The sequence below is a fragment of the Caulobacter sp. 602-1 genome (genome assembly GCF_003931565.1).
GTDB lineage: Bacteria > Pseudomonadota > Alphaproteobacteria > Caulobacterales > Caulobacteraceae > Caulobacter.
Window position 1 is genome coordinate 473,581 of the sequence record NZ_RRYI01000001.1, and the last position, 16,296, is coordinate 489,876.

Consider the following 16,296-nt stretch of genomic DNA (forward strand, 5'->3'; position numbering starts at 1 on the left):
CCCCCGACCGTGTTCCCCCGAACACGCCCCACCCCAGGAAGACGTCACCGCGACGCGGCGGTCTCCACCAGGCGCTGATAGAAGCGCACCATTCGCCCGACATTGTCCAGGCTGATGTGTTCGTCGGTGCCGTGGATGATCTTGGTCTCGTCGACCTTCAGCACCAGCGGCTGGAAGCGATAGACGTCGCTGGCCACGCCGCCGAGGTAACGGCTGTCGGTGCCGGCGGTGACCAGGCCCGGCACGACCGGAGCCTTGCTCTCGTCGGCGGCGAGGCCCGCCAGGGTCTTCCAGGCGTCGGAACTGGTCGAGGAGATGGGAGAGGGCTCGTCGGTCTTCGTCCACGACAGTTCGACCGGCAGCTTGCCAACGGCGTCCTTGGCCCGCGCCATCACCTTGGCCGAGCTGTCGCCGGGCGCGATGCGGTAGTTGATCCAGGCCGTGGCGTCCTGAGGCAGGACGTTCTCCTTGGGTGAGCCCTTCAGCATGGTCGGCGCGATCGTGGTGTGCAGCATGGCCGCCCCTGCAGGGGTCTTGGCCGTGACCTTGACCAGCAGCGGCGCGAACAGCCAGGTGTTGGCGGCGAAAATCTTCACCACGGGCGAGGCGTGCGGAGCGATCGCTTTCAGCATGTCGGCGCCCGGACCCTGGAACTTCATGGGCGCCTGGTGCTCGTCGATCGCCTGCACCGCCTTGGCCAGCGTGACGACGCCGCCGCCGTCGGCCGGCGGGGCCGAGGAGTGGCCGCCCACGGCGGGGGCCACGACCTTCATGGTGCCGTAGCCCTTCTCGGCCGTGCCGATGATGGCGGCGGGCTTGCCGGTGACGGGGTGGTCGGCGACCACGGCCATGCCCTCGTCCAGCACGAACTGGGCCTTGATGTCGCGCGACTTCAGCAGCGCGGCGGCGGCGCGGGCTCCGACGCCGCGCACCTCCTCGTCATGGCCGCTGACGATGATGACGGTGCGGACGGGCTTGAAGCCGCTGGCGGCCACCGTCTCCAGCGCCTCGAACAGGGTGACGAGCGAGCCCTTGTCGTCGATCGAGCCCCGACCCCAGATCGCGCCGTCGGCGACCACGCCGTCGAACGGCGGATGGGTCCACTGGCCCTCGCTGCCGGGCGTGACCGGCACCACGTCCTGGTGGGCCATCAGCACGATGGGCGGCAAGGCGGGGTTCGAGCCCGGCCAAGTGTAGACCAGGGTATGCTCGGCCACGACCTCGCGGGTCATGACCTTGTGCGCCTGCGGATAGGTCGCCTGCAGCCAGGCGTGCAGCTTGTCCCACTCGGCCGGCTGGTCCTCGGCCTTGTCCTGGTGGCTGATGGTCTGGAAGCGGACGGCCTCGGCCAAGTGGCCGGCGACCTTGTTGACGTCCAGAGGGCGCGCGGCGGCGAGTTTCACGCTGGCCGGATCCACCGCGGCCGGCGCCTTGAAAGTGGCGGTCCGCACCGCGACCACGGCCGTCACGGCCAAGACGAGACCCACGGCCGTCAAAGCGACCTTACCCCCGACACCCATCCTTCACTCCCCAGGCTCTGCGGCCGAACACTTGTTGGAGGCGACTGTGCGTCGGGCGGGCGCGGCTGGCAATGGCGCCGTTGGGGAGGGGCCTTAGGCCCGTCCGGCCTTCAAACCTTCGACCCAGGCCCGTGTGGCATGACAGGCCGCCATAGCCCGAAGGTAGCCTTGGCGGGCGGTGGCGCGGGCGACATAGGCCTGTAGGGCGTCGCTCAGGGGATAACCATCGGTGCGCTGGGCGAATTCCAGGGCGTAGGTCACCGAGATGTCGGCCGCCGTGAACGCCTCGCCGGCCATGTAGGGGGCGCGCTCCAGTTGGCGGGTCACCAGGCCAAGGCGGCTCTCGAACACCGACCGAGCCTTGCGGGCGCCCCAGTTGTCGCGCTCCGCCTCGGGCGCGAGCATCTTGCTGACGACCACGAAGAACCAGGAGGCCGCCAGGCCCGCCTCGCCCAGGTGCAGGAACTGCAGGTACGCGCTAAAACTAGGATCTTCCGGGCTCGGCGCCAGCGGCGTCGGGCCGTGTCGGGCGATCAGGTACTCCATTATGGCGATCGACTCGACCAGGATGGTGTCGCCGTCCTGCAGCGCCGGGATGAAGCCGGCGGGGTTGATGGCGAGATAGTCCGGATCGTTCTCGACGCCGGCCAACATGTCGACCGGCCGGAGCCGATAGGGCAGCCCCATCTCCTCCAGCAGCCAAACGACCCGGAAGCCCCGGCCTTCGCCATAGACGGTGATCATGGGTGAGCTCCCTGGGCTCCAAGGTCACCATAGCTTGTCACCCCGGCCTTAGCGAAGCACGGAGGTCAGCGTTCCTCGCTCAGCTCCTGCACTTCCTCGAACGTCCGGAGGCCCGGCCGCTGGGCGCAGACCAGCACCGCCATGTTCCCGGGCAGATGCTGGTTGGCCAGCATCTTCTCGTGGGCGGCGGGGATGTCGTTCCAGGGGAAGACTTCCGACAGGCAGGGATCGACGCGGCGGTCGATGACCAGCTGGTTGGCCGCCGACGCCTGCATGAGGTTGGCGAAGTGGCTGCCCTGCACGCGCTTCTGGCGCATCCACAGGAAGCGGGCGTCCATGGTCAGGTTGAAGCCCGAGGTGCCGGCGCAGATGGCGACCATGCCGCCGCGTTTGACCACGAACACCGAGACCGGGAAGGTCGACTCGCCGGGGTGCTCGAAGACGAGATCCACGTCACGGTTGCCGGTGATCTGCCAGATCGCCTTACCGAACTTGCGGCTTTCCTTCATGTAGTCGTTGAACTCGGGGCCGTTGACCTTGGGCAGCTGGCCCCAGCAGTTGAATTCCTTGCGGTTCAGCACCGCCTTGGCGCCCATCGACAGCACGAACTCACGCTTGTCGTCGTCGCTCACCACGCCAATGGCGTTGGCGCCGACCACGGCGGCCAGCTGCACGGCGAAGACGCCCAGGCCGCCGGACGCGCCCCAGACCAGCACGTTCTGGCCGGGCTTCAGCTCATGCGGCTTGTGGCCGAACAACATGCGGTAGGCGGTGGCCAGGGTCAGAGTGTAGCAGGCGGCCTCTTCCCAGGTCAGGTGCTTGGGGCGCGGCATCAGCTGGCGCGACTGCACCCGGCAGAACTGGGCGAAGCTGCCGTCCGGCGTCTCGTAGCCCCAGATGCGCTGGCTGGGCGAGAACATCGGGTCGCCGCCGTTGCACTCCTCGTCGTCGCCGTCGTCCTGATTGCAGTGGATGACGACCTCGTCGCCCAGCTTCCAGCGCTTGACCTTCTTGCCCACCGCCCAGACGATGCCCGAGGCGTCGCTGCCGGCGATGTGATAGGGCTGCTTGTGGGCGTCCAGCACACTGATCGGCTCGCCCAGGGCGGCCCAGACGCCGTTGTAGTTGACGCCGGCGGCCATCACGAGGACCAGCACCTCGTCCTCGCCAATCTCCCAGGTGGGCACGACCTCGACCTGCATGGCCTGTGTCGGCTTGCCGTGGCGCTCCTTGCGGATGCTCCAGGCGTACATGGTCTTCGGGACATGGAAGGCCGGCGGGATCTCGCCGATCTCGTAGAGGTCCTTCAGGACCGGCGTTTCAGACGTCTCGAGCGTCGCGGTCGTCATCTCCACTCCCCATTCCTTGGCCGTCTTTCGCGCTGCAACAACGCATGAGGGCCAAACTCGGCTATGCGCGCCCGCTTGTTTTCGGGTCTCCCGAGCAAGGCTGAGACAACTGTTTGAAACTGGCAAGCGGAATCTTGTGCGTCGCAGCATCGCGTTGGGGAAGGTTGCCGGCTCCGACGCGCCGGGCCACGGTGGCGGCATGATCCACCTGTCGCATCCGCAGCCCGCTATCGCCCTCGTCGAACTGGACACCGCGCCGGCCAACGTCCTGGCCATGGCCGAGCGGGCGCGGCTGCTGGAGGCCTTCGCCGCCATCGAGGCCGACCGGGCGGTGCGCGTCGTGGTGCTGACCGGCCGCAACGGCGCGTTCTGCACCGGCGACGATCTGGCCGAGTCGCTGGCGCGCGACGTCCCGACCCAGAGCGCGGCGATCCTGCACTTCCTCGACATGTGCGATCGCGTCGCGGCCTGCCGCGTCCCGGTGATCGCCGCCATCGACGGCTGGTGCATCGGCGGCGGGCTGGAACTGGCCCTGGCCGCCGACATCCGCCTGGCGAGCGACCGCGCCAGCTTCGCCTGCTCGGCGGTGCGGATGGGCCTGACCGCCTCGGCCGAGCGCCTGACGCGGCTGATCGGCGAAAGCCGTGCCAAGCCCCACCTGCTGACGGGCGCGCCGTTCGACCCGGCGCGGGCCCTGGCGGACGGGGTTGTGGCGGAGCTCCATACGGCGGAGGGGTTGCTGGACGCGGCGCTGGCGATGGCGCGGGTTATCGCCTCGCGCGCGCCGCTGGCGGTGCAGGCGACCAAGCGGGTGGCTTCGGGGGTGTCGACGACGGAGGCGGAAACGCCGGGGTTGGCCGCTACGGCCGATCACGCGGAGGCGCGATCGGCGTTCATGGGCAAGCGGCCTGCGGTGTTCAGTGGCCGCTGAACTTCGTCACGAGCAGGCCCCGGCCTGCCGCGCGCCGAAAGTGGCCTGGCTCACTGTGTATTTTTCCCCTGCGGAAGAGGACAGTTGCTCGATCAGGCCCTTGCAGGAAAACCCGGACATACTGAGGTATTGCTTGGCGGATCTAACCGCGTTCTCGTTCCAATCGACGTCGAGGCTATCCACGGCCACGGTAGCGTCGGCGAGATCGTAACCCTCGCCGGCGCTTGATGAGAGCTGCTCGATCAGGCCTTCCCGCGAAAAACCGGTCATCCTGAGGTACTGGTTTGCGGATCGGACGGCATTCCTTTGCGCGGAGGTCAGTCTGGACGTCGCTTCGGGCGCGGTCTCCGTTGCCTTAGCCGGTGATGCTGCGGCCGATTTCCTGGTCGCCTGCTTTGCGGTCGTGGGCCGTTCCGCCGTCGCGGCCGCTGGCGGAGCGTCGGCTGTTGTCGCAGGAGCAGGATGACTGCTGCCAATGGTGAAAAGGATGATGATCGCCATCCAGCCAAAGGAAATCACCCTGGCGACGATACTGTAGCCTCTGCGTAGAAGAAACCACGCGAAAATCCAAGGCAGTAAGAATATCCCGATCCCCAGAGCCGCGCCAACCTTACGTTTGGCGCCATTGCGCGGATCGTTACCGACAGACACTTCAGTCATTCTACACTCCCCTACGACGTCGGATGCTAGGGCTATGCCCAACGGACGACAAGGTGTTTGGTAGGTGGAGTCGTTGATGAACGCCTTAAGGTTGATCTCAAAACTCTCGGTTCGCACCCGCGAACGTCATATTGCGTCGCAGCAAATCCCGGCTCATGATCGCTGGTAATCAAGAACGATAAGCGCCCCGGGAGCCCGCCATGTCCTCGACGCCGTACCAGCACGCGCCCGATCCGCCGTGGATCTTCCGCACCTATGCCGGACACTCGACGGCGGAGAAGTCGAACGCGCTCTATCGGAGCAATCTGGCGCGCGGCCAGACGGGCCTTTCGGTGGCCTTCGACCTGCCCACCCAGACCGGCTACGACCCCGACCACATCCTGGCGCGCGGCGAGGTCGGCAAGGTGGGCGTGCCGATCAGCCATCTGGGCGACATGCGCCAGCTCTTCAGCGAGATCCCGCTGGAGAAGATGAACACCTCCATGACCATCAACGCCCCGGCCGCCTGGCTGCTGGCGATGTATGTGGCGCTGGCCGACGAGCAGGGGGCGGACCGGGCTCTGCTGCAAGGCACGACGCAGAATGATCTGATCAAGGAGTATCTGTCGCGCGGCACCTACATCTTCCCGCCGGGTCCGAGCCTGCGGCTCATCGGCGACATGATCGCCTGGTGCTATCGCGAGGTTCCCAAGTGGAACCCGATGAACGTCTGCAGCTACCACCTGCAGGAGGCGGGCGCGACGCCGGAGCAGGAGCTGGCCTTCGCCCTGGCCACCGCCATCTCTGTGCTCGACACCGTCAAGGCCGGTGGCCAGGTCCCCGACGAGGACTTCGAGATCGTCGCCTCGCGGATCAGCTTCTTCGTCAACGCCGGCGTGCGGTTCGTCACCGAGCTGTGCAAGATGCGGTCGTTCACCCGGCTCTGGGACCAGATCCTGCTGGAGCGCTACGGCGTGCAGGACAAGAAGGCTCGCCGCTTCCGCTACGGGGTGCAGGTCAACAGCCTGGGCCTTACCGAGCAGCAGCCCGAGAACAACGTCTACCGCATCCTGATCGAGGCCCTGGCCGTCACGCTCAGCAAGGACGCCCGCTGCCGGGCCTTGCAGCTGCCGGCCTGGAACGAGGCCCTGGGCCTGCCGCGTCCGTTCGACCAGCAGTGGTCGCTGCGGCTGCAACAGGTGCTGGCCTACGAGACCGACCTGCTGGAATACGAGGACCTGTTCGACGGCTCCCACGTGGTGGAGGCCAAGGTCGCTGAGCTGTCGAAAGGCGCGCTGGAGCAGCTGGCCAATATCGACGCCATGGGCGGCGCGCAGAACGCGATCGACTACATGAAGACCGAGCTGGTCGGCTCGAACGCCAAGCGGGTGCGCTCGGTCGAGACCGGCGACCTGACCGTGGTGGGCGTCAACCGCTGGACCGACACCGAGGTTTCGCCGCTGTCGGCGGGCGAGAGCTCGATCGAGACCGTCGATCCGCGCCTGGAGGCCGATGTCGTCGCCCGCCTGAAGGCCTGGCGCGAGGCGCGCGACGACGGCGCGGTGCAGGCGGCGCTCGCCGACCTGAAAGCCGCCGCCCGCGACGGCCGCAACGTCATGGAGCCCTCGATCGTCGCCGCCAAGGCCGGGGTCACCACCGGCGAGTGGGCGGGGGCCCTGCGCGAAGTGTTCGGCGAGTATCGCGGCCCGACCGGCGTGGCGATCGTGGTCTCCACGGGCGAGGCCGAGGATGTCGAGGCGGTGAAGGCCGAGGTCGAGCGGGTCTCGCAACTGCTGGGCCGCACGCTCACCTACCTGGTCGGCAAGCCGGGCCTGGACGGCCACTCCAACGGCGCCGAACAGATCGCCACCCGGGCCCGCGCCTGCGGGATGGAGGTGGTCTATGACGGCATCCGCTCGACCCCGGAAGAGATCGTCCGCCGCGCCAAGGAAAGCCGCGCCCATGTGGTCGGCCTGTCGATCCTGTCGGGCTCGCACCTGGATCTGGTGCAGGAGGTCATCCGCGTGATGCGCGCCGAGGGCCTGGGCGATATCCCCGTCGTGGTCGGCGGCATCATCCCCGAGGCCGACGCCCTGGTCCTCAAGCAGATGGGCGTGGCGCGGATCTACACGCCCAAGGACTTCAAGATCACCGAGATCATGGGGGATGTGGTGAAACTGGTGGAAGCGACGGCGCTGGCGGAGGCTTGACGGGCGGGAATGCGCGTCTAGATTGAATTCATGGCGCGTTGTTTGTCACCGTTGTGGACGTTCCTCACCTCTGAGCGGCTGAGCTGGCTTCGGCTCGCAGCCGTGTTGATCGGCGTGCAGGTCGTCTCCAACTGGCTGCAGTGGCCGCTGAAGACGCGCCTGGCGTTTCCGCTCCTTCCTGTGGTGCTGGCGATCTGGGGCGTCCGGTGGCTGCTGTCCCTGGAGCGCGCCGAAGACGTTCTGGGGCGCTTAAGTCGGGACGAGGCGGGCGCTTGGCGCACGACGCGGGCCGACCGGATCCGACGTCTCGCACTGCTGCCGTTCTTTGTGGCCGGGCTTGTATCGCTCGTTGTCCTGAGTTGGGAGCTTTGGCGGATCGGGGACCTTGTCCGCCTGACCGCGTCGTTGCTGTTCACCGCCTGGCTGCTCGCGGTCATGGGCTTCTATGCCTGGAAGACCTTGCGCCCGCGCGTTGAGCTTCGGATCGACGCGGCAGGCGTGTTCGCCGCGCCTTGGCGGCGAGCCTATGGCTGGGACGAGATCGCCTTCGCCGTTCAGCCTGGCGGGCCGCGTGAACTTCGTGTGGTGCTCACCGACGCGGCTGCCGAGGCTAGGGGCCGCAGCGCGTTGCTGACCGCTCCGCTGACGCCAACAGGGCTCTATCCAAACGAGGCTCTGGCCGCCCTGCGCGCCGTTCAGCCTTCGCTGCCGATCGCGCCCTGGACTTCCAATGGTGTCGTCCTACCGATCCGGGGCGCGACGGACGTGCCGGACATCAGCAAGGTTGGGACCTACGGCTGATAGCCCATTTCGTGCTATAATCACCATGACCCTCGACGAGGCCCTCACCAAACTGCGCGCGGCCAAGCCGCTGCTCGACCGCTACGGCGTCGCGCGCGTGGGCGTGTTCGGCTCAACGGCTCGGGGCGAGGCGAGGCGAGGCGGGGCCGGGCAGCGACGTGGACCTGCTGGTGGAGTTCGCGCCCGATCGTCATCCAGGCCTCGATTTTTTCCGTCTACAGGACGACCTCGCTGGCGTCCTCGACAGTGAGATCGACCTCGTCACGCCGGATGGCCTGCACAGTCTGATGCGTGACCGGGTCTTGCGCGATGTCGCTTATGCCTAAGGCCGAGCGGGACGCGGAGCTGCGGCTGGACGACGTCCTTCAAGCGATCGGCCGCATCCGCACCCATGTCGCGAGCGCCGACTTTGCTCGGTTCCAGGCCGATCCCATGCTGTTTGATGCGGTGTCGATGAACGTCCTGGTGATCGGCGAATCGATCAGTCGTCTCCCGGATCAGCTTAGCGGTTTACCCTGGAGGAGCATGGTCGCTGTTCGAAACCTCGTGGCGCATGGCTATCCGGAGTTGGACCCCAAGATCGTCTGGGACATCGCCACCACGCGACTCGACGCTTTGGAAGCGGTCATCGCGCCCATGTTGGCCGAGACTGAGAACCGCTAGCGTCTCCCCAGCCGCCAGGCTGCGGCGAACCCGACCACGGCCAGCGGCAGGAACGCGCCGAACAGCAACGGGCCGTTCGTGGGAGCCAGGGCCAGATCGACGCCGTGGCTGAAGCCCAGGACGTTGGCGATCGCGCCCGCGCCGGCCGAGCCGGCGGCGCCGCCGATCAGCTGGGCGGTTGGAACGGCCCCGGAGGCCATGGCCTGTTCCTCGGCGGGCACGGCCGCAATGGCGCGGCGGGCGATGAAGGCGTGGCAGAGGCCAAAGCCGGCGCCAAGAACGCAAAAGGCGGCGGCGATCTCCATCAAGGTTCCGCGCGGCACGGCCCAGGCCGAGAGGGCGGCGCCCAGCAGGATCACCCCGGCCCCGAGACGGACAAGGCGACCGTCCTTCTCGGCCGGCGTGTGACCGACCAGCATGGCGCACAGCGTCCAGCCGGCCGCGATCGCGCCGGTGACATAGCCCGCCGTCAGGGGCGAGGCGTGATGGACCGCCTGGATGAAGGCCGGGCCATAGACGGTGAAGCCGATCACGGCCGCCTCGCAGGCGAAGATGGTCAGCAGGCCCAGGCCCGTGGCGGTGCGCAGGTCCGCCGCCGTGCGGGGCAGCAGGCGGTCGTGGGTCCTGGCGTTGGCGGCCAGCATGGCGGCCATGCCGATGACGCCGCCGATCGCCAGGCCGATCGCCCATCGCGGCGAGGCCACGACGCCCGCCGCGCCGGTCAGGCTGACGCCGACGACCAGCAGGAAGAGCTGCAGGCTGGGAATGCGGCTCTGACCCCCTTTCGCGCCCTTGAGGCCGTTCCTGTCGCTCGGCAGCATGGCCATCACCGCGCCGACGAAGATGATCGCCTGGACCACGAACAGCCAGAACGCTCCACGCCAGAAGCCGGCGGCGGCGAACAGTCCGCCCAGCAGCGGGCCCAGCAGGGTCGCCGCGCCCCAGATTCCCGCCACCGCGCCATAGACGCGCGGCCACAGGCTTTCGGGGAACAGGGCCGTGATGGCGACGTAGCAGAGGGCCACGACCGCGCCCGCGCCCAGGCCCTGGATCAGGCGCCCCAGGATGAAGGTGACGAACTCTGGCGCCAGGGCGCTCATCGCGCAGCCGATAGCGTAGACGAGGCCCGTCAAGGCCGTCGCGGTGCGCAGGCCCAGGGCCATGGAGAGCTTGCCCGAGCAGGCCCCGGCGACGATCGAGCCGGTCAGATAGGCCGCCACCGACCAGCCGAAATAGGCGTAGCCGCCGATGTCGCGGGCGACGCTGGGCATGATCGTCGCCGTCACCAGGGTGTCGGCGGCGTTCAGCCAGATGCCCAGGCACAGCAGGGCGAAGCGCGGCGCCAGGGTCTTGTCGACCAGGCGCCCGGAAGAGGCGGACGTGTTCATGCCGCGCACATGACCTTTTTCCGCGTCGTAGCCAAGCCCGGGGAACCTCGACGGTTGAACCCGTCGCCTGGGTCGTGCTTGGTGACCGGCGTTAACCGTTTCCTCCGAGGCGCTTCCCCCGTTCCATGCGCTACCGCGTTCCGCACAATCCGCGCATCGAGCACGAGGTCCGTCATCGGGCGCGCCTGGCCCGCTACGCCGGCCTCGTCATCCTCTGGCTGATCGTGCTGCTGATGGCTTTCGTGGCCGAGCGGAAGGTCCCCGACCAGCACCTGCCTTGGAAGCCGCTCAGCGTCGTCGATCCCGTGGGCCTGGCTACCCGGGTCAAGGCCGCGCGGGCCGGGGCCGATCCCAAGCTGTGTCGCGCAATCATGGCCAAGGCCGGGGTCGTCTATGTCGAGGTTCCGGAGCGCGCGGAGGGCGAGTTCTGCGAACTACGCGATGCGGTGCAACTGCGGTCGGGCCTGGCCAGGCTGGAGCCGGCCGAGGCGCCGCTGGCCTGCAAGGAGGCCCTGGCCCTGACCATCTGGGAGCGCCAGGTGGTGCAGCCGGCCGCCGACGAATTACTGGGCCAGGGCGTGGTGGGCATCGAGCACTATGGCAGCTATGCCTGCCGGAGAATGTACGGCCAGAAGGACGGGCCGGTCAGCGAGCACGCCCGCGCCGACGCCATCGACATCGCGGGCTTCCGGCTGACCGACGGTCAGGTCGTCAACGTGGCGTCGGACTGGACCGATCCGGGTCCGCGCGGCCAGTTCCTCCGGCGCGTGCGCGACGGCGCCTGCCGGGTCTTCCTGACCACGCTGAGCCCGGACTACAACGCCGAGCACCGCGATCACTTCCATCTGGACATGAGCGGTTGGTCGAAGTGTTCGTGAGGGAACGTCAGAGCGTCGCCGCCAGCGCCGCCAGCTGATCCGCCACGATCCCCCAGCCCTCGTGGAAGCCCATCTGCTCGTGGGCGGCCTTGTCCTCGGCGGTCCAGTGGCGAACCACGGCGCGATAGCGGGTCTTGCCGTCGCCCAGATCCTCGAAGGTGATAATGCCGACCATGAACGGCTTGGCCGAGGGCTTCCAGGTCTCGGTGAAGGCGTCGGTGAAGACGATCTTCTCGTTGGGGATCACTTCCAGATAGACGCCCGGCTGCGGCGCGACCTCGCCGTTCGGCCCGTTCATTTCCAGATATGTATCGCCGCCGGTGCGGACATCCATGCGGACATTGGAGACCGTCCAGGGTTTGGGGCAGAACCACTTCGGCATCAGCTCCGGCGTGGTCCAGCATTTGTAGAGCTTCTCGCGCGGCGCATCGATAATCCGTTCAAGGACGAGTTCGCGATCGGAAGGGAAGTCGGCGGTGTCGAGCGGCATCGAGCGTCTCCTGTGTCTTGGTGTTCTCGCCCCAAGGACGGCCGCGATCCAGGCGTCCCGACATCCGACCTGAAAAATTCCAAAGAACGCCGTTCCGTGATTGAATTCGCCAAATCCCGGCGGCTCCAGCACAGAGGCGCGGGGCCGAAAGACGGATGGTCGCTGTCAACGGTCGGACGGTCCGACCCGCCAAGGATAAGACCATGACCCGCAAGCTCGCCGGCGCGCTCGCCGCCCTGACCGCCTCGACCCTGTTCGCCACGACCTCGGCCCACGCGGTCGAGCCGTTCCCCGCCGGCTTCAAGGCCAGCGACATCGCCGCCAACGGCACGACCCTGCACGTCCGCGTCGGCGGGACGGGTCCGGCGGTGGTGCTGCTGCACGGCTTCGCCGACACCGGCGACATGTGGGCTCCGGCGGCCAAGGAACTGGCCAAGACCCATACCGTGATCGTGCCCGATCTGCGCGGCATGGGCCTGTCGGCCCATCCGGAAGGCGGCTACGACAAGAAGACGCAAGGCGAGGACATCGCCGCGGTGATGGACGTCCTGAAGGTCCAGAAGGCTCAGCTGGTCACCCACGACATCGGCAACATGGTCGGCTACGCCCTGGCCGCTGAGCATCCCGACCGCATCACCAAATGGGTGGTGATCGACGCCCCGCTGCCGGGCGTCGGGCCCTGGGACGAAATCCTGAAGCTGCCGATGCTGTGGCACTTCAACTTCCGCGGCCCGGACATGGAGCGCCTGGTCGCCGGCCGCGAGCGCATCTATCTGGACCGCTTCTACAACGAGCTGTCGTTCAAGCCCGCCTCGATCACCGAAGAGACCCGTCAGCACTACGCCGCGCTCTACGCCCGCCCCGGGGCGATGCACTCGGCCTTCGAGCAGTTCAAGGCCTTCACTCAGGACGCCGTCGACAACAAGGCTTTCGCCGCCAAGGGCAAGCTGCCCATGCCGGTGCTGGCGGTCGGCGCCGACCACTCCTTCGGCGAGCGCCAGGCCGAGGTGCTGCGCTTTGTGGCCAGCGACGTGACGGCCAAGGTGCTGCCCGACTCCGGGCACTGGGTGATGGAGGAACAACCCGCCGCAATCACGGCGATCATCACGGGGTTCCTGGACTAGGATCGCCCGTTCCCTGTCTTCCCGGCCGCGGCGCCGCCGAGAGCCGGGATGACAGGATCGCTTGACCCATCGCCGGCTTCCCGCCAGTTTGAGTTCAAATTCAAACAAACGTTTAGGGCGGCGCCATGAACCTCTTCGACCTGACCGGCAAGGTGGCGATCATCACCGGATCCTCGCGGGGCATCGGCAAGGCGATCGCCGAGCGGATGGCCGAGCACGGGGCCAAGGTGGTGATTTCCTCGCGCAAGCTGGAACCTTGCGAGGCGGTCGCCGCCGATCTCAACGCCCGACACGGGCCGGGGACGGCCATCGCGGTCCCGGCCAATATCGCCTCGAAGGAGGATCTCCAGCACCTCGTCGACCAGACTCGCAAGGTCTTCGGACAGGTCGACATCTGCGTCTGCAATGCCGCCAGCAATCCCTACTACGGGCCGCTGGCCGGGATCAGCGACGACCAGTTCCGCAAGATTCTGGACAACAACATCATCAGCAACCACTGGCTGATCGGTATGGTCGCACCGGAGATGCGCGAGCGGAAGGACGGCGCGATCATCATCGTCTCGTCGATCGGCGGCCTTCGCGGCAACGCCATCATCGGGGCCTACAACATCTCCAAGGCCGCGGACTTCCAATTGGCGCGCAACCTTGCCCACGAGTTCGGGCCGGACAACGTGCGGGTCAACTGCATCGCGCCGGGTCTGATCAAGACCGACTTCGCCCGGGCCCTGTGGGAGAATCCCGAGACCCTGAAGCGCGCGACCACGGCCGTGCCGCTGCGCCGGATCGGCGAGCCGGACGAGCTGGCCGGGGCGGCGGTCTATCTCGCCTCCAAGGCCGGCAGCTTCATGACGGGCCAGGCGCTCGTGGTGGATGGCGGCGCGACCATTTGAGCGGTTCGAACCGGAAGTCGCTCAATCCCGGCGATAAGCTTAACTGGTCCTACATCTATCCCCTCGAAGGGTGACTGCAGTCTCCAGGAAACCGGACTTGCGGCGCCTTCTCGTCCTTCTCGCCTTGATTGGGTCGCTCGCGGCCGGCGTCGCTCAGGCGCAAGGCGACGCGCCGGCCGCCCAGTCCTTGGCCCAGCGGTTGGATCAACTGGCCCAGGAGATTGGCGCGCACGAGGTTCGCAACCCTCCGCGCGGCAATGAAGATATCGAACGGGCCGGCCGCCGCGCCCTGCGCGATCACGGTCAGGCCCGGCTGTACGGCCTGTGGCGCGTGCTCTACGCCTACAAGAGCAATCAGATCGAAGGCCGGTTCGACGCCTGGGTCAAGCTGGCCCGCGAGGCCGCCGCGCGCGATCACGACACCCAACTCGCCACCCTGGTCGAGCTGGAGACCCTGGCCTATCGCCACGAGACGCACGGCTTCCGCGCCTTCACCGACGGCGACTGGCGCAAGTATCTGAGTGGATCGGGTCCCGACATCCGCGTGATGGCCGGGGTCGAGCGCGTGCGGCACCTGGGGCAGACCGGCCGTTGGGCGGAGGCCGCCCGGCTGGCCGCCGACCTGCAGGTCGATATCGAACGGCGCGGCCGCATCGCCGAGCCTGTGCTGGCCGAGCTGCATCAGGTGCACAGCTACACGCTGTCGGACATCGGCGACAAGGAAGGCGCCTTGGACCACATGGCCCAGGCCGTGCGGCTGGACGAGCGCGACTCCTTCCACGTCCGCAAGATCGAGCGGATCTACGACATCGCCTACACCGCCGCCGACCTGGGCGAGCTGGGCGCGGCCCAGCGCATGGCCGACCTGCACCATCGAATGGTCGTGGCCGACGGCGACAAGGACCTTCTGACCTGGGACCAGCACCTGTGCGCCCGCATCGCTCTGATGCTGAACCAGCCGCGCAAGGTGCTGGCGTGCCTGAGCGGCGCCCGGGCAGAACTCGACAACCCCAGTCGCCGGCTTCAAGTCATCATGCTGGGCCAGCGCGCCCAGGCTCTGGCCCAACTGGGCATGGCCGTCGAGGCCCGCGCCGACCTGGAGCGGCTGAAGACCATTCCCACCGTGCTGACCCAGCGCGATCCGGGCACCGAGGCGCTGGTCCAGGCCTATATCGACCAGGCCGAAGGCCGCAGCGACCTGGCTTTCCGCGAGTTGGACGCCTGGCGGCGGGCCAATAGCGCTGAGACCGAGAAGGCCCACGCGCGCAGCGTGACCGAGTTATCCTCCGCCCTCGACAGCGAACTGCGCGCCAAGCGCGACGAGAGCCGCCGCCTGACCGAGGAGGTGCGGCTCAGCCGCAGCCTGGCGCGGGCGTCCGTGGTCATCGCGCTCCTGCTCGGCGTGCTGGTCGCCGGGGGCGTCGCCTGGGCCCTCCACCAGCGTCGCGCCTCCCGCCGCCTGAAGGGCGCCCAGGAGCACGCGGAAGCCGCCAGCAAGGCCAAGTCGGCCTTCCTGGCGGTCATGAGTCACGAGCTGCGTACGCCGCTGAACGGGATGCTGGGCCTGACCCAAGCCTTGCGCGCCGGGACCCTGACGCCGGAGCAACGCGAGCAGGTCGACCTGATCATGGACAGCGGCGACACGCTGCTGGTCCTGCTGAACGATATTCTCGACCTCTCCAAGATCGAGGCCGGCAAGCTGGAGATCGCCCCCACGGTTGGCGATCTGGTCCAGACCTGCGCCCGTCTGGTCGGCGGCTATCAGCCGACGGCGCGCGAAAAGGGCGTGCTGCTGACCTTCAAGGTGGAGAGCGAGGCGCCTGGGCCGCTGATGTTCGACGGGGTGCGGGTGCGCCAGTGTCTGACCAACCTGGTCTCCAACGCGCTGAAGTTCACGACCTCGGGCAAGGTCGAGGTGGCCCTGGCCTGCTATCCGGAAGAGGAGGGGCGGGTTCGCGTGCGCCTGCGGGTGTCCGACACGGGCATCGGCATGACCGAGTCCACGGTCGCCAAGCTGTTCCTCCCCTTCACCCAGGCCGACGCCTCGACCACCCGCAACTTCGGCGGCACGGGCCTTGGCCTGAACATCACCCGTCGGCTGGTCGAGATGATGCGCGGCGAGATCCGCGTCGAAAGCGAAGAGGGACGAGGTTCGGTCTTCACCATCGAGATGCTGGTAGACGCGGCCGACGCCTCCGAACTGCCGGCCAGCCAGGCCGAGGCTGGCGAGGACAATGTCCGGTTCGCCGCCCTGCATGGCCGCCGCGTGCTGGTGGTCGACGACCATCCGGTCAACCGCCGCGTCATTCGCCTCTTCCTCGAGCCGTTCGAGTGCGAGTTGGTCGAGGCCCAAAACGGCCAGGAGGCGCTGGATATGTTGGAGCGCGAGCCGGTCGACCTCGTCCTGATGGACGTCAACATGCCGGTGATGGACGGGCTTGAGGCCACGCGTCGGCTGCGCGCGGATTCGCGTTTGGCGCGGCTGCCGGTGATCGCGCTGACGGCCGACGTGATGTCGGCGCAGATCAAGACGTGCCTGGAGGCGGGCTGCGACGCGCACGTCGCCAAGCCGATCGACCTGCGGAACTTGCTGTCGGTGATGGACACGTGCCTGGCGCGCGGTGTGGCGCGCGAGGTGATGGCGGGACTGAGCGCGCTGTAGCCTCTGG

At 67.8% G+C, this 16,296-nt stretch carries 14 protein-coding genes and 1 pseudogene; 9 read left to right on the forward strand and 6 right to left on the reverse strand.

The window, feature by feature from the left end:
• Window positions 1–44 precede the first annotated feature (44 nt).
• The 3 genes from EIK80_RS02350 to ccrA all read right to left on the reverse strand — a co-directional run bounded on the left by EIK80_RS02350 (window position 45) and on the right by ccrA (window position 3,613).
• Complete coding sequence (locus EIK80_RS02350) at window positions 45–1,520, reverse strand: M20 family peptidase (protein WP_125155354.1); 1,476 nt, start codon at window positions 1,518–1,520, stop codon at window positions 45–47.
• Between the two features lie 93 nt (window positions 1,521–1,613).
• Window positions 1,614–2,264, reverse strand: a complete 651-nt coding sequence (locus EIK80_RS02355; RefSeq protein ID WP_125155355.1) for a glutathione S-transferase family protein — start codon at window positions 2,262–2,264, stop codon at window positions 1,614–1,616.
• A 65-nt stretch (window positions 2,265–2,329) separates the two neighbouring features.
• Entirely contained in the window at window positions 2,330–3,613 is a 1,284-nt protein-coding gene (gene ccrA / locus EIK80_RS02360; protein WP_125155356.1) for a crotonyl-CoA carboxylase/reductase, read from the reverse strand.
• A gap of 199 nt (window positions 3,614–3,812) precedes the next feature.
• On the opposite strand from ccrA, the gene EIK80_RS02365 reads away from it, so the two are divergent.
• Window positions 3,813–4,544 carry an enoyl-CoA hydratase/isomerase family protein gene (locus tag EIK80_RS02365; RefSeq protein WP_125155357.1) on the forward strand — a complete coding sequence of 244 codons (732 nt, stop codon included), beginning with the start codon at window positions 3,813–3,815 and terminating at the stop codon, window positions 4,542–4,544.
• 6 nt (window positions 4,545–4,550) lie between these two features.
• Here EIK80_RS02365 and EIK80_RS02370 read toward each other — a convergent pair whose 3' ends face one another.
• Complete coding sequence (locus EIK80_RS02370) at window positions 4,551–5,204, reverse strand: Ltp family lipoprotein (RefSeq protein WP_199743346.1); 654 nt, start codon at window positions 5,202–5,204, stop codon at window positions 4,551–4,553.
• 200 nt (window positions 5,205–5,404) lie between these two features.
• Here EIK80_RS02370 and EIK80_RS02375 point away from each other — a divergent pair, with 200 nt between their 5' ends.
• The 4 genes and pseudogenes from EIK80_RS02375 to EIK80_RS02390 all read left to right on the forward strand — a co-directional run bounded on the left by EIK80_RS02375 (window position 5,405) and on the right by EIK80_RS02390 (window position 8,857).
• Window positions 5,405–7,393, forward strand: coding sequence for a protein meaA (locus tag EIK80_RS02375; protein WP_125155358.1), 1,989 nt, complete (start codon window positions 5,405–5,407; stop codon window positions 7,391–7,393).
• 102 nt (window positions 7,394–7,495) lie between these two features.
• Window positions 7,496–8,194 carry a hypothetical protein gene (locus EIK80_RS02380; RefSeq protein ID WP_125155359.1) on the forward strand — a complete coding sequence of 233 codons (699 nt, stop codon included), beginning with the start codon at window positions 7,496–7,498 and terminating at the stop codon, window positions 8,192–8,194.
• 25 nt (window positions 8,195–8,219) lie between these two features.
• Window positions 8,220–8,520 (forward strand): annotated as a pseudogene (locus EIK80_RS02385) (nucleotidyltransferase family protein).
• Complete coding sequence (locus EIK80_RS02390; protein WP_233586430.1) at window positions 8,504–8,857, forward strand: DUF86 domain-containing protein; 354 nt, start codon at window positions 8,504–8,506, stop codon at window positions 8,855–8,857. The pseudogene EIK80_RS02385 and the gene EIK80_RS02390 overlap by 17 nt, the downstream one beginning before the upstream one ends.
• On the opposite strand, the gene EIK80_RS02395 is transcribed toward EIK80_RS02390, so the two are convergent.
• Complete coding sequence (locus EIK80_RS02395; RefSeq protein ID WP_125155361.1) at window positions 8,854–10,245, reverse strand: MFS transporter; 1,392 nt, start codon at window positions 10,243–10,245, stop codon at window positions 8,854–8,856. The genes EIK80_RS02390 and EIK80_RS02395 overlap by 4 nt on opposite strands.
• Before the next feature lie 125 nt (window positions 10,246–10,370).
• Here EIK80_RS02395 and EIK80_RS02400 point away from each other — a divergent pair, with 125 nt between their 5' ends.
• Window positions 10,371–11,123 (forward strand): extensin family protein, encoded by a 753-nt coding sequence (locus tag EIK80_RS02400; RefSeq protein ID WP_125155362.1) that lies wholly within the window; start codon window positions 10,371–10,373, stop codon window positions 11,121–11,123.
• Window positions 11,124–11,130: 7 nt separating this feature from the next.
• Here the strand turns inward: EIK80_RS02400 and EIK80_RS02405 are convergent, their stop codons facing one another.
• Window positions 11,131–11,613: an SRPBCC family protein gene (locus EIK80_RS02405; RefSeq protein ID WP_125155363.1), complete on the reverse strand. Its 483-nt coding sequence runs from the start codon at window positions 11,611–11,613 to the stop codon at window positions 11,131–11,133.
• A 203-nt stretch (window positions 11,614–11,816) separates the two neighbouring features.
• On the opposite strand from EIK80_RS02405, the gene EIK80_RS02410 reads away from it, so the two are divergent.
• The 3 genes from EIK80_RS02410 (at window position 11,817) to EIK80_RS02420 (ending at window position 16,289) form a co-directional block, all read left to right on the forward strand.
• Window positions 11,817–12,737: an alpha/beta fold hydrolase gene (locus EIK80_RS02410; protein WP_125155364.1), complete on the forward strand. Its 921-nt coding sequence runs from the start codon at window positions 11,817–11,819 to the stop codon at window positions 12,735–12,737.
• Between the two features lie 125 nt (window positions 12,738–12,862).
• Complete coding sequence (locus EIK80_RS02415) at window positions 12,863–13,627, forward strand: SDR family oxidoreductase (RefSeq protein ID WP_125155365.1); 765 nt, start codon at window positions 12,863–12,865, stop codon at window positions 13,625–13,627.
• A 97-nt stretch (window positions 13,628–13,724) separates the two neighbouring features.
• Complete coding sequence (locus EIK80_RS02420; RefSeq protein ID WP_125155366.1) at window positions 13,725–16,289, forward strand: response regulator; 2,565 nt, start codon at window positions 13,725–13,727, stop codon at window positions 16,287–16,289.
• Window positions 16,290–16,296: the final 7 nt, after the last annotated feature.